Annotated in this window: 11 protein-coding genes, 1 tRNA gene and 1 pseudogene; 11 read left to right on the forward strand and 2 right to left on the reverse strand. The window is 45.6% G+C overall.

The window, feature by feature from the left end; genetic code table 11:
* The first annotated feature begins 116 nt into the window (after window positions 1–116).
* Window positions 117–193, forward strand: a tRNA-Asp gene (locus tag AAY47_RS09400).
* A 299-nt stretch (window positions 194–492) separates the two neighbouring features.
* On the forward strand, window positions 493–1326 hold the full coding sequence (locus AAY47_RS09405) for an endonuclease/exonuclease/phosphatase family protein (RefSeq protein ID WP_255334796.1): 834 nt from the start codon (window positions 493–495) through the stop codon (window positions 1324–1326).
* Window positions 1327–1438: 112 nt separating this feature from the next.
* Here AAY47_RS09405 and AAY47_RS09410 read toward each other — a convergent pair whose 3' ends face one another.
* Complete coding sequence (locus AAY47_RS09410) at window positions 1439–2824, reverse strand: amino acid permease (protein WP_047769199.1); 1386 nt, start codon at window positions 2822–2824, stop codon at window positions 1439–1441.
* Between the two features lie 166 nt (window positions 2825–2990).
* Between AAY47_RS09410 and queE the strand changes: the two genes are divergently transcribed.
* Window positions 2991–3662, forward strand: a complete 672-nt coding sequence (gene queE / locus AAY47_RS09415; protein WP_047769201.1) for a 7-carboxy-7-deazaguanine synthase QueE — start codon at window positions 2991–2993, stop codon at window positions 3660–3662.
* Between the two features lie 34 nt (window positions 3663–3696).
* Here queE and queD read toward each other — a convergent pair whose 3' ends face one another.
* Window positions 3697–4059 (reverse strand): 6-carboxytetrahydropterin synthase QueD, encoded by a 363-nt coding sequence (gene queD, locus AAY47_RS09420; protein ID WP_047769203.1) that lies wholly within the window; start codon window positions 4057–4059, stop codon window positions 3697–3699.
* Between the two features lie 276 nt (window positions 4060–4335).
* On the opposite strand from queD, the gene cysJ reads away from it, so the two are divergent.
* The 8 genes and pseudogenes from cysJ to cysC all read left to right on the forward strand — a co-directional run bounded on the left by cysJ (window position 4336) and on the right by cysC (window position 13365).
* Window positions 4336–6144, forward strand: a complete 1809-nt coding sequence (gene cysJ, locus AAY47_RS09425; protein WP_047769205.1) for an NADPH-dependent assimilatory sulfite reductase flavoprotein subunit — start codon at window positions 4336–4338, stop codon at window positions 6142–6144.
* 1 nt (window position 6145) lies between these two features.
* The gene (cysI, locus tag AAY47_RS09430) at window positions 6146–7885 is read left to right on the forward strand and encodes an assimilatory sulfite reductase (NADPH) hemoprotein subunit (protein WP_152669794.1); all 1740 of its coding nucleotides are present in this window, start codon (window positions 6146–6148) and stop codon (window positions 7883–7885) included.
* Window positions 7882–8616, forward strand: coding sequence for a phosphoadenylyl-sulfate reductase (locus tag AAY47_RS09435; RefSeq protein ID WP_047769209.1), 735 nt, complete (start codon window positions 7882–7884; stop codon window positions 8614–8616). Before cysI ends, AAY47_RS09435 begins: the two co-directional genes overlap by 4 nt.
* A gap of 42 nt (window positions 8617–8658) precedes the next feature.
* Window positions 8659–8802 (forward strand): annotated as a pseudogene (locus tag AAY47_RS21695) (Tn3 family transposase); the annotation flags it as partial.
* Between the two features lie 168 nt (window positions 8803–8970).
* Entirely contained in the window at window positions 8971–10392 is a 1422-nt protein-coding gene (cysG, locus tag AAY47_RS09440; protein WP_047769211.1) for a siroheme synthase CysG, read from the forward strand.
* Between the two features lie 10 nt (window positions 10393–10402).
* Window positions 10403–11311 carry a sulfate adenylyltransferase subunit CysD gene (gene cysD / locus AAY47_RS09445; protein ID WP_047769213.1) on the forward strand — a complete coding sequence of 303 codons (909 nt, stop codon included), beginning with the start codon at window positions 10403–10405 and terminating at the stop codon, window positions 11309–11311.
* Window positions 11312–11322: 11 nt separating this feature from the next.
* Window positions 11323–12765, forward strand: a complete 1443-nt coding sequence (cysN, locus tag AAY47_RS09450) for a sulfate adenylyltransferase subunit CysN (RefSeq protein ID WP_047769215.1) — start codon at window positions 11323–11325, stop codon at window positions 12763–12765.
* A complete protein-coding gene (cysC, locus tag AAY47_RS09455) occupies window positions 12766–13365 on the forward strand; it encodes an adenylyl-sulfate kinase (RefSeq protein ID WP_047769217.1) in 600 nt (199 codons plus the stop codon).
* Window positions 13366–13560: the final 195 nt, after the last annotated feature.

Below are 13560 nucleotides of genomic sequence, written 5' to 3' on the forward strand. Positions count from 1 at the left end.
ACGCCGTAGCGCCGATGGTAGTGTGGGGTCTCCCCATGTGAGAGTAGGACACTGCCAGACATTGATTAAAAAACGTGTTGCCGGCCCAAAAGGCAGCACAGAGAAAGAAATTCGGTGGTGCGGTAGTTCAGTTGGTTAGAATACCGGCCTGTCACGCCGGGGGTCGCGGGTTCGAGTCCCGTCCGCACCGCCACCGTATTTAGAAAAAGCCCTGAGAGATGCCTCTCAGGGCTTTTTCTATTGCCTATATTCTTATCAATGATTTTAAATTCGTATTTTTCATATATACACGATAAACTTCAAGTTGCCATCCGCAAGACGACGCGAGGCCTTATATTTCCCCGCTGCGCGGGGAAATATAACACGCATCTTGACGTTAGATTGGTATATAGTTACACAACCATGTTGGTTTTTTAAGCGCTAGAGATTGAAATCAATTACCAAAATGTCATATTAATGGAGATAAAGGTGTTGAAGTAAGCTGGGGGAAACTTGATTAGGAATAGTCAGTTAAGAAAAAGTTGGGCGAGAAAAGATTACGCTCAAAAAAATTTTGCCATGAGATATGTTGCTGGACGGCCTGTGGAACGGGTTTTTCCTACTTCTAGGCAATTACTTGAGGATGCGTCGCTACCACGAGGGAAACCGCTCCTTGAGCATGATAGTGAGCTTTCTGTCGCCATCTGGAATATCTACAAACAACAACGGCCATCATGGCAACATGTTTTGGCTTCTTTGATTGAGAAAAGTGACCTTGTCTTACTGCAAGAAGCACAAACGACTCCAGCTTTCTTGAAATTCGTGACGGAGAGCGGTTTGGTCGCCGATCAGGTTCCTGCATTTGCTATTCCTCAACACCCATCAGGTGTGATGACATTGTCCTCGTCTTCACCCGTTTATTGCTGTCCACTGCGTGAAAAAGAACCGATATTTAGACTATCTAAATCGTCATTAATTACAATTTATCCATTGCCAGATAAACGCCAGTTAATGGTAATAAACGTGCACGCCATTAACTTTAGCCTTGGTGTTGATGTTTATAGTCGACAATTAAATAACATTGGTATTCATATAAACTTACACAATGGCCCCGTCATTTTTGCAGGAGATTTTAATGCATGGAGTCGGCAGAGGTTAAAAATATTAGAACGTTTTGCCCACCGTATGCATTTAAAAGAAGTCTATTTTGATGATGATCATAGAACGATTGTTTTTGGCAAACCGCTGGATTTTGTTTTTTATCGTGAATTAAAAGTTTCCCGTGCAGCAGTTGTAATGACGGGTGCTTCTGATCATAACCCATTGATGGTGAACTTCTCTTTATGACGATTTCTCTGTGTGATGATAACTGATGGATAAAGCGATTATCTGATCTCGCAAAGAAAAGATAAAAAAAGCGTCGGAGATTACCGACGCTTTTTAGACATATTTAAGTCGTTTACTGGTTAGAAGCGCGTTTTGCTGATAAGTTCTTCTTCACACCGAAGAAATAGGCTAGAGTCAGAATAAATACCCAACCTAGACCAACATATAGTGCGTCTCTTGTTTGTTCAAAATAGCCCAGCAATCCGATGATACTGACCATGAAGATGAGTGCGGTTGCAGGAGCGACAGGCCACATTGGGATTGGAAATTTCAATGTCTTGGCTTCTTCCGCGCTCATTTGGCGACGCATGGCAATTTGCGAGATTAAAATCATCAACCATACCCAAACAGTTGCAAATGTGGCAACAGAAGCAATAAGAATGAAGATCTCTTCGGGGATCAGATAATTTAGCACTACGCCAAGTAACAGAACCGCAGTCATGACAAGAACCGTCATCCAGGGCACACCATTACGAGTTAATTTTTTAAATGATTCGGGAGCTTGTCCTTCTTGTGCCATACCATACATCATCCTGCCGGCACCAAAAATATCACTATTGATAGCGGAAATCGCAGCGGTAATCACGACCACATTTAAAATATTTGCGGCTGAATTCATGCCTAAATTGGAAAATATCTGTACAAATGGGCTTCCATCCTGACCAATTTGATTCCATGGATAGATACTCATCAGGATACACAGAGTCAAAACATAGAAGATCAAGATACGAAACGGGACAGCATTAATTGCCTGAGGGATCGTTTTTTCTGGATTTTTTGCTTCACTGGCAGTGATACCAATGACTTCGATGCCACCAAAAGCGAACATAACAATGGCGAATGAAGCTATCACCCCACTGATACCATTTGGCATAAAACCGCCATGCTCCCATAAATTGGACAAACCGGTTGCATGCTCAGTTACTTGCCCGAAACCGTAAAACATAATGGCAAGGCCGCCGATAATCATGGCAATAATGGCAGTGACTTTAATGATTGAAAGCCAAAACTCCATTTCACCAAAGATTTTTACGTGACATAGATTCAAGGCACCAATAAAACATACAATCCCTAAAACCCAAATCCACTGATCAACATGTGGGAACCAGAGCTTCATATACGTGCCGAATGCAGTAACGTCAGCCAGGCAAACAAACAGCATTTCAAGAATATAGATCCAGCCAGTTAAAAAACCGGCCAAAGGTCCCAGATAATGGCTGGCATATTGCGAAAAAGAACCAGAAACAGGATGGTGAACGGCCATTTCGCCAAGTGCTCTCATCACAATAAATACGGCAGCTCCACCGAGTAAATAGGCCAACAATACCGCGGGGCCAGCTTGCTGTATTGCTGCTGCTGAGCCATAAAACAGCCCCGTGCCTATTGCAGAGCCTAAAGCCATAAAGCGGATGTGCCGCACGCTTAGACCCTGTTTAAGCTGATTTTCATTATTTTGCATTCGTTATTCCCATCTATCCTTTCAGCCTGAGAGTATTTAGGCATACGATGCTCTGTCTGGCATGAGATGCCAGCAAAAGCAACCTGGTACAATACCATAAAGATGGATGTTCGCGGGATAGATATCTGTAATAATAAGGGCAGTTTATTAAAACCAGAGTTTTTTTATGATTTACCCAATAAATGAAATCTTCCAAACTTTACAGGGAGAAGGCGTGTTTACCGGTGTACCTTCGGTTTTCATTCGATTGCAAGGATGTCCGATAGGGTGCAGTTGGTGCGATACCAAACATACGTGGGAAAAAGAGGCTGATAAACAGCAGCCGATGGAAAATATTTTGCTGAAATCGCAAGACAGCGATCTGTGGGGCGTTGCCACTGCAAGACAATTGCTGAACATATTCACTCGCCAAGGTTATAGCGCGAAACATATTGTCATTACCGGGGGAGAACCGTGCTTATATGACTTGCGTCCTTTGACTGAAACACTGGAAACTGAAGGCTATCAGTGTCAGCTAGAGACGAGCGGTACACACGCAATTCAGTGCTCTGATAAAACGTGGGTGACGGTTTCTCCGAAAGTGAAAATGCGCGGAGGCTATCAGGTCTTGCCTGAGGCTATGAAACGCGCTAATGAAATTAAGCATCCTGTCGGGCGGCAGCGCGATATTGAAGCATTGGATGAATTATTGACTATGCTTGATGGAAACCCTACTCCGGTTATTGCTTTACAGCCGATCAGCCAGAAAGAAGATGCTACTCGCCTGTGCATCGAAACGTGCATTGCCCGTAATTGGCGTTTTTCGATGCAGACCCATAAATACTTAAATATCGCTTAAATCTCATTCAGCACCAGGCTCTGGTGCTGAATCCTTATTCTCCCCGATAGATACAACCTGCGCTACAAGTCTCTTTAACCATAACAGCACTGAGTTGGGGCAACGTCGGTTTTAACTTTTCCCAAATCCACGTGGCCAACACTTCGCTGGTTGGATTTTCAAGCCCGGGAATCTCATTGAGATAGTGGTGATCGAGCTGTTCCCAGACAGGTTTAAAGGCAGCTTTGACATCGGCAAAATCCATGAGCCAGCCACTAAGCGGATCGACGTCTCCGGTGACCTCCAGCCGTACCATAAATGAATGCCCATGCAAACGCCCACATTTGTGCCCTTCCGGTACGTGTGGAAGGTGATGTGCTGCTTCGAATTGAAAATCTTTAAAGATGGTTGTACTCATTGTGCTTTCCCCTGATTTCAAAAGGTCGGCTATTCTACCTGAACTTTGCGAGCTTAACGTGATTTTTCTGGAAGTAAAAAGCACAACGCTTAACGGCTTTATTGATATATTAAATCTGTAAATAAAGTTAGGCGTTTTGGTTATGAGATATTGCGATCCTTTCTTTAAATACAGTTCCTATTCTGGGATAACCTTAATCAATTCATGTTGATGGCTGGATTGATTCCTACGTTTTTTACAACATGGATACTGGCTATAGCAAAAGGCACTGGGACAATGACCGCAAAACCACCTTCAATCGCATTACTACCTGTTTCTCCAGAGCAATTATCACGCTTGCAATCTGCAATTAGCGATTTTTCTCCCCATCAATTAGCCTGGTTGTCTGGCTATTTTTGGGGAATGGTGAATCATCAGCCACAAACTGGGGCAGAGACACCAGTCGTTTCTGCACAGGAAACAGTGACTTTGCTCTCCGCATCGCAAACAGGCAACGCCCGTCGCCTGGCTGAACAACTAAGAGATTCACTATTAGCGGGAAATATCAATGTAAACTTAATTAATGCGGGTGACTATAAATTTAAGCAAATTTCCCGGGAACGTGTATTGATTATTATTGCTTCAACGCAAGGTGAAGGCGAACCTGCCGAAGAAGCCGTAGCACTCCATAAGTATCTCTATGCCAAAAAAGCGCCATCAATGAAAGAGACGGTATATGCCGTATTTGGTCTTGGGGATACGTCGTATGAAAACTTCTGTCAGGCAGGGAAAGATTTTGACCGTCGTCTGCATGAGCTTGGTGCTCAACGCCTACTGGATCGTGTTGATGCTGATGTGGAATATCAAGAACAAGCTATTCAATGGCGTCAGCAAATTACGGATATCTTAAAGCAGCGCTTGTCAGTACAAGCAAATACTGTCACGCCGCCTGCCACTTTATCTACTATTTCAGCGCAGGTTCAGGAAACCCAACCGTATACCAAAGAAAGCCCTCTAACGGCTTCCCTGTTGACTAATCAGAAAATAACGGGACGTGGTTCTGACAAAGATGTTCGCCATATTGAAATTGATTTAGGGGATTCAGGACTGCGCTATCAACCAGGGGATGCACTTGGCGTTTGGTTTGAAAACGATCCGGCTTTAGTGGATGAATTAATAGCCCTGCTTTGGTTGGAAGGTTCAGAGCAGGTCAATGTGCATGGAAAATCACTTCCATTGCGTGAGGCGCTGATTAGCCATATAGAGTTGACCCAAAATACCGGTGTGATTGTTGGGAAATATGCAGCGTTGGCCAAAGATGAAAAACTGTTATCGCTCGCCGCTAATAAACAAGCATTGCAGCAATACGCTCAGACAACACCTATTGTCGATATGGTCAGGGCTGTGGCTTCACACCCAGAAGCCCAACAATTTATTGATTTATTGCGCCCACTGACCCCACGTCTCTATTCCATCTCCTCTTCACAATCTGAAGTGGAAAACGAAGTCCACATTACCGTGGGAGTCGTTCGTTATGACATTGAAAGGCGTGCCCGTACAGGCGGAGCGTCGGGTTATCTGGCGGATCGTTTGCAGGAAGATGACAACATCCGCGTGTTTATCGAACAGAACGACAATTTCCGTTTACCGGTTGATCCTAATACCCCCATCATCATGATTGGACCGGGAACGGGGGTTGCTCCGTTTAGGGCATTTTTGCAGCATCGTGACCGTCAGGGAGCTGAAGGTAAAAACTGGCTGTTTTTTGGTAACCCGCATTTTATTGAAGATTTTCTTTATCAGGTTGAATTCCAGCGCTATGTGAAAGAGGGCTTATTGACCCGCATTGATTTGGCATGGTCAAGGGATCAGCAGCATAAGATCTATGTACAAGACAAACTGCGTGAACAGGGAGGCGAAGTCTGGCGCTGGATTCAGGATGGTGCCCATCTGTATGTCTGTGGCGATGCGAGTCGCATGGCAAAAGATGTAGAACAAGCCCTATTGGACATTATTTCACAACATAGTGGCATGGATGCTGAACAGGCTGATGAATTCTTGAGTGAATTGCGCCTTGAGCGCCGTTATCAGAGAGATGTTTACTAATATGAGCAATGTGAGCAAAGAAAAAACAGGTACTTTGATCGTTGAAGGCAAACTTGCAGACAGTGAACGCATGAAGTTAGACAGCAATTATCTGCGAGGAACGATTAGCGAAGATTTAAAAAATGGGCTGACAGGCGGATTTGAGGGGGATAATTTCCTCCTTATCCGCTTTCATGGTATGTATCAGCAAGATGACCGTGATATCCGGGCAGAACGGGCAGAACAGAAACTCGAACCACGCCATGCCATGATGTTGCGTTGTCGCCTGCCGGGAGGGATTATTACTCCAAAACAGTGGCTGGGCATTGATCGGTTTGCGACAGAAAATACGCTGTATGGCAGCATCCGGTTGACCAATCGCCAGACGTTCCAGTTTCATGGGATTTTAAAAAATAATCTCAAACCCGCACACCAATTACTGGCACTAATGGGGTTGGATTCGCTGGCTACCGCCAACGACGTCAATCGTAACGTATTGTGTACATCCAATCCGGTGCAATCTGCTTTACACCAACACGCTTACGAGTGGGCAAAAAAGATATCGGAACATCTGCTGCCTCGTACCAATGCATATGCTGAAATCTGGTTGGATAAAGAAAAAATTGCAACAACCGATGAAGAACCGATTCTTGGTACTACTTATCTGCCCCGTAAATTCAAAACATCGGTGGTGATCCCGCCTCAAAATGACGTGGATCTCCATGCCAACGATATGAACTTTGTCGCCATTGCGGAAAAGGATCAATTAATTGGCTTTAACGTATTGGTGGGTGGGGGATTAGCCATGACCCACGGTGACAAAAAAACCTTTCCACGGCTGGCGAGTGAATTTGGTTTTATTGCACAAGAGCACACACTGGCCATTGCAGAGGCGATAGTGACCACCCAACGTGATTGGGGTAACCGGACTGACCGTAAAAATGCCAAAACTAAATATACCCTTGAACGTGTGGGTATCGAAACCTTCAAACAAGAGGTTGAAAAACGTGCTGGCGTGAAATTTGAAGCCATTCGCCCCTATAAATTCACTGGCCGGGGTGATCAAATGGGTTGGTTAAAAGGTATTGATGATCAATGGCATCTGACCTTATTTATTGAAAATGGCCGTTTATTGGATTATCCCAACCAGCCATTAAAAACAGGGATTGCAGAAATTGCGAAAATCCATAAAGGCGATTTTCGTCTGACGGCCAACCAAAACCTGATTGTGGCAGGGGTGCCTGAGAGTGAAAAATCGCGGATTGAAGACATTGCCCGTGCTCATGGTTTAATTGACGATAGCGTGACAACCTTGCGTCACCACGCTATGGCCTGTGTTTCATTTCCTACCTGCCCATTAGCGATGGCCGAAGCAGAACGTTTCTTGCCGACTTTTGTCGATTATGTTGATGCGTTAATGAAAAAGCATGGTGTGGACGATGAAGAGATCATAGTGCGCGTTACAGGCTGTCCGAATGGGTGTGGCAGGGCGATGCTGGCAGAAATTGGGTTGGTGGGTAAAGCGCTTGATCGTTACAACCTGCATCTTGGTGGAAATCGTATCGGTGATCGCATTCCCCGCATGTACAGGGAAAATATCACATCAGCCGAGATCCTTGAGATACTGGATGAATTAATTGGTCGTTGGGCATCAGGGCGTCATGTCGGTGAATGTTTCGGTGATTTTCTGATCCGCGCTGATATCGTCAAACCAGTATTGAATTCAGCTGTCGATTTTTATGATTGGCAGGAGGCGGTATGAACCGATTGAATTTATCGGAGCGGGTGGCACTGGCTCCAGAGCAGCAAACCCCGTCATTGGCAGAAATCAATCAACAGCTGGAGGTGCTGGATGCCCGTGAACGGGTGAGATGGGCATTGGAACATCTGTCTGGCGAATTTGTGCTTTCCTCTAGTTTTGGTATTCAGGCGGCAGTTTGTTTGCACCTTGTGACGCGGGAGTATCCTGATATTCCCGTGGTTCTTACCGATACGGGATACTTATTTCCTGAAACTTATCAATTTATCGATAAATTGACTGAAAAACTCAACCTGAACTTGAAGGTTTTTCGTGCAGAGCATTCTCCGGCGTGGCAAGAATCACGTTATGGCAAATTATGGGAACAGGGAATAGAAGGGATTAAACGTTATAACCAAATCAACAAAGTTGAGCCGATGGATCGTGCATTAGCATCTCTGCAAGCACAAAGCTGGTTTGCGGGGTTGCGTCGCCAGCAATCAGAAAGCCGGGCCAACTTACCTGTGCTGGCAATTCAACGGGGAGTTTTTAAAATCCTGCCTATAATTGATTGGGATAATCGCCAGGTACATCAATACCTGACAAAGCATGGCCTTGAATACCATCCATTCTGGGAGCAGGGTTATCTTTCTGTCGGGGATACGCATACCACCCAAAAATGGGAACCCGGTATGAGTGAAGAACAAACCCGTTTTTTCGGCCTGAAACGTGAGTGTGGTTTACATGAAAGTTAAATTAACCTCAGCTTCGCTTGAGCAGTCGGGCTAAACGGAGAGTTGGTGCAAATAATTCAAGTAGGGTTAAATAAAGGTGAAGTGCGTAATGCACTGGTGCAGGCAGTCTTCATGCATCGTTTGGGCGAAATAAGCGATCGCAGGCTGGAAAACCTGAGTGACTGCGCTGGTGGGCTACCGCTGCTTTTTTAGCTTATGCGATTCAGGAACAAATAATTACTTTTTGTCATTTCATAACCTGATCACAGCCTCATATATTCATCTTCTGGTCATCATAATAATTAAGAGCTATATCCTTTGTGACTTGAAATCCAGAGGATAGAACTTGAACAGGCTCTAACGCGGGATGGTATCGTGGATTATTTACCTTTATTTATTGAGCTTAAAGCCCGATCTGTACTGCTGGTTGGGGGGGGAGAAATCGCCTCTCGTAAAGCAGACTTATTACTTCGTACTGGTGCAGCGTTAACGGTTGTTGCGCCTGAGCTACATGCAGAACTGCAACAACGTCATCAAAGAGGAGAATTCGAGTGGTTACAGGAAACGTTTAAAACAGAATATCTTGATAGCGTATTTTTAGTGATCGCCGCTACAGACGATAACATCTTAAATCAACATATTTTTGCCGAAGCCAATCAGCGCGCTATCTTGACCAACGTTGTGGATAACCAACCGCTCTGTTCGGCCATTTTCCCATCAATTATTGATCGCTCCCCGATTATCGTGGCGATCTCATCGGCTGGAAAATCTCCGGTATTAACCCGATTATTGCGAGAAAAGCTGGAGTCTTTGCTCCCATTTAGCCTGGGTGCGATGGCAAATATCGCGGGGCGCTGGCGCGAACGCGTGAAAAAACGTCTCACCACCCTACGTCAACGGCGCCATTTTTGGGAAAAGGCGTTTAATGGGCGTTTTGCCACACTGATCGCCAATGGGCAATTACAGCAAGCAGAAGAGCAACTTGAACAGCAGTTAGCACAAGGTGATGCTCATTCCCAGGGAGAACTTGCGCTGGTAGGCGCTGGGCCAGGTGATCCGGGATTATTGACTCTAAAAGGCCTACAGGTGATCCAGCAGGCTGACGTCATTCTTTATGACCATTTAGTGAGTGCAGAAATTCTGGAGTTAGTTCGCCGTGATGCAGACAAAATCTGTGTTGGAAAAAGAGCGGGTGATCACTCCGTGGCGCAAGAAGAAATCAACCGACTTATCATCAAATTAGCGAATCAGGGGAAAAAAGTAGTTCGCTTAAAGGGAGGCGATCCCTTTATTTTTGGCCGTGGTGGAGAGGAATTACAGATTGCCGCAGCCGCAGGAATTCCTTTTCACGTCGTGCCCGGTATTACGGCAGCAGTGGGCGCTTCTGCTTACGCAGGTATCCCATTAACCCACAGAGAACACGCACAAAGCGTCACTTTTATTACCGGACATTGCCGTGAAAATGGCGATGAATTGAATTGGCCTGTACTTGCGCGGGGCAATCAAACATTAGCTATTTATATGGGGATCATGAAAGCCGCCTTGATCAGCCAACAGCTGATTTCGCATGGTCGGGATAGCAATACCCCCGTTGCCGTGATTGGTTGTGGCACTCGTCCAGAACAGCAAGTATTGACCGGAACCTTATCCGAATTGGAACGATTGGCACAAGAAGCACCATCACCCGCCTTGCTGGTAATAGGCGAGGTGGCTCAACTCCACCATCAAATAGGCTGGTTTGAGCGCGGAAACGCGGCTGATCAAGTAAATCGCCCCGCTGTGATTGATTTAGTATAAGGAGTGCCTGATGGACGAAAAAAGACTGACACACTTACAGCAACTTGAAGCTGAAAGTATCCATATTATTCGGGAAGTGGCGGCTGAATTTGCCAACCCCGTCATGCTCTATTCGATTGGTAAAGATTCCTCTGTGATGCTGCATCTGGCACGTAAAGCGTTTTATCCGGGAAAACTGCCTTTCCCCTTATTGCACGTAGATACCGGCTGGAAATTTCAGGACATGTACGATTTCCGTGATCGTACAGCGGAAAAATATGGTTTTGAGTTACTGGTCTACCGTAATCCACAAGGCGAGGCGTTGGGCATTAATCCTTTTATTCATGGCAGTGCTAAACATACCGATATCATGAAAACAGAAGGATTGAAGCAAGCACTGGATAAATACGGCTTTGATGCAGCATTTGGCGGGGCGCGGCGTGATGAAGAAAAATCACGAGCCAAAGAACGCATTTACTCATTCCGTGACCGCTCCCATCGTTGGGACCCCAAAAATCAGCGTCCCGAACTTTGGCGCAACTATAACGGCCAGATTAACAAAGGGGAAAGTATCCGCGTCTTCCCGTTATCCAACTGGACAGAGTTGGATATCTGGCAATACATCTATCTGGAGCAGATCGATATCGTTCCCCTTTATTTTACTCAGTTCCGTCCGGTTGTTCAGCGGGAAGGAACCTTGATTATGGTTGATGATGATCGAATCAATTTAAAAACAGGGGAAGTGATTAGCCAGCGTAAAGTGCGCTTTAGGACACTGGGTTGCTGGCCGCTGACAGGGGCGGTGGAATCAGAAGCAGAAACGTTGCCGGAAATTATTGAAGAAATGTTGATATCAACCACTAGCGAACGGCAAGGGCGGCTGATTGATAGTGATCAGTCAGGTTCTATGGAGCTGAAAAAGCGCCAGGGTTATTTTTAAGGAGTCCAGCTATGCCAGCACTTGCATATAATGAAACTATGGCTAGTCAGATCAAGCAACAAGGCGGAGTTGAAGCTTACCTTCGGACGCAGCAGGAAAAAGGATTACTGCGCTTTTTAACCTGCGGTAGCGTGGATGATGGCAAAAGTACCCTCATTGGACGTTTGCTGCATGACACCCGTCAAATTTATGAGGATCAACTTGCAACTTTACAAAGCGATAGCAAGCGGATAGGGACTCAGGGAGAGAAGCTCGATCTGGCATTATTGGTTGATGGATTAGCGGCTGAACGGGAACAGGGCATCACCATTGATGTGGCATACCGCTATTTTTCCACGGAAAAGCGGAAATTCATCATTGCGGACACACCAGGGCATGAACAATATACCCGCAATATGGCAACAGGCGCTTCAACCAGTCATCTTTCCATTTTATTGATCGATGCCCGCAAAGGTGTTCAGGAACAAACCCGCCGTCACAGTTTTATCAGCACCTTGCTGGGTATTCGTCACGTGGTGGTGGCAATTAATAAAATGGATTTAGTTGAATATCAAAAAGAGATATTTGAACAGATCAAGCACGATTATTTGAATTTCGCGGCACAACTCCCGACTGACTTAAATATCTATTTCGTTCCTGTCTCGGCGTTAGAAGGGGATAATATCGTTACCCGCAGCGAGAACATGGCGTGGCATACGGGAGAAACGTTACTGGATATCCTGGAATCCGTGGACGTAAAAACAAAAGCGGCAGAACAGCCCTTGCGTTTCCCGATCCAGTACGTCAATCGTCCCGATCTTGATTTTCGTGGATACAGCGGCACATTGTCTTCAGGAATTTTACGGCAAGGTCAGCAAATAAAAGTGATGCCATCTGGTGTAGTTTCTACGGTGGAAAGAATTGTTACTTTTAATGGTGATCTCACCTTTGCCGTACCCGGAGAAGCGATTACCCTCGTATTAAAAGATGAAATCGATATCAGCCGTGGTGACTTATTGATTGCCGTTGACGATCACATGAATGCGACCCGCCACGCTCTGGCTGATGTCGTCTGGATGTCGGAACAGCCACTGATCCAAGGGCAGAGTTTGGATATTAAAGTTGCGGGCAAAAAAAGCCGGGGCAAAGTCGATAATGTTCAATATCAGGTGGATATTAACAACCTGACACAGAAGGTCGCTGTTGAGTTACCGCTTAATGCCATTGGGCGGGTGGAATTTTCATTTGATGAACCTTTATTGCTCGACAGTTACGCACAAAATGCGGATACCGGTGGCATTATCCTGATTGATCGCCTAACCAACGTTACCGTAGGCGCGGGATTGGTGCGTGAAATTCACGCCGATGTTGACGAAGAGGTGAAAGTATACAGTGAGTTTGAGCTGGAACTTAACCGCTTAGTTCGTCGTCACTTCCCGCACTGGGGCGTACGTGATCTATTGGGAGGAAAATAAGTGGTTCAGGAGAATATCGTCTGGCATCCGCATGCTTTGGATAGGGCACAGCGGGAAAGCGCAAATGGTCATCCTGCATTGGTGATTTGGTTTACAGGGCTATCTGGCTCAGGAAAATCCACTCTTGCAGGGGCATTGGAGCAGGCATTGTTTGCACAGGGAATCAAAACGTACTTACTGGATGGTGATAATGTGCGCCATGGCCTATGCAGTGATTTGGGCTTTTCTGAAACAGATCGGCAGGAAAATATCCGACGGGTCGGTGAAGTCGCAAAATTGATGGTTGATGCAGGCCTGGTTGTCCTGACCGCATTTATTTCTCCCCAGAGAGCAGAGCGGCAAAAAATCCGTGAATCAATGGAAGAGGGGCAATTCATTGAAGTGTATGTCGACACGCCACTGGAGATATGTGAGAGCCGTGATCCCAAAGGACTCTATAAAAAAGCACGAGCGGGAACATTGCGCAATTTCACCGGAATTGATGCGGCCTATGAAGCGCCCGAACAACCAGAAGTCTATTTAGAGGGTTCACAGCCTATGGAATCTTCAATTGAAAAACTGCTTTTTGCCCTGAAAAACGGCAATATCCTGCCAACTTAACGACCAAACCCAACAAACTGTCATGAAACACATTATTATTGTTAGTGAAATAATGTGTTTCTACACTCAGTTAATTCAATATCTCGTGTCATTATCTCGTGCAATCCTGTTTTTGCTTGGCCTTATGAGTGGGTTTGCAAATGGTTTTGTGAGAGTCAGTGGCGTCATGCTTTCAGTTGTGGGATGATTAGCGAG

This window comes from Xenorhabdus griffiniae (genome assembly GCF_001028135.1).
Lineage (GTDB): Bacteria > Pseudomonadota > Gammaproteobacteria > Enterobacterales > Enterobacteriaceae > Xenorhabdus > Xenorhabdus bakwenae.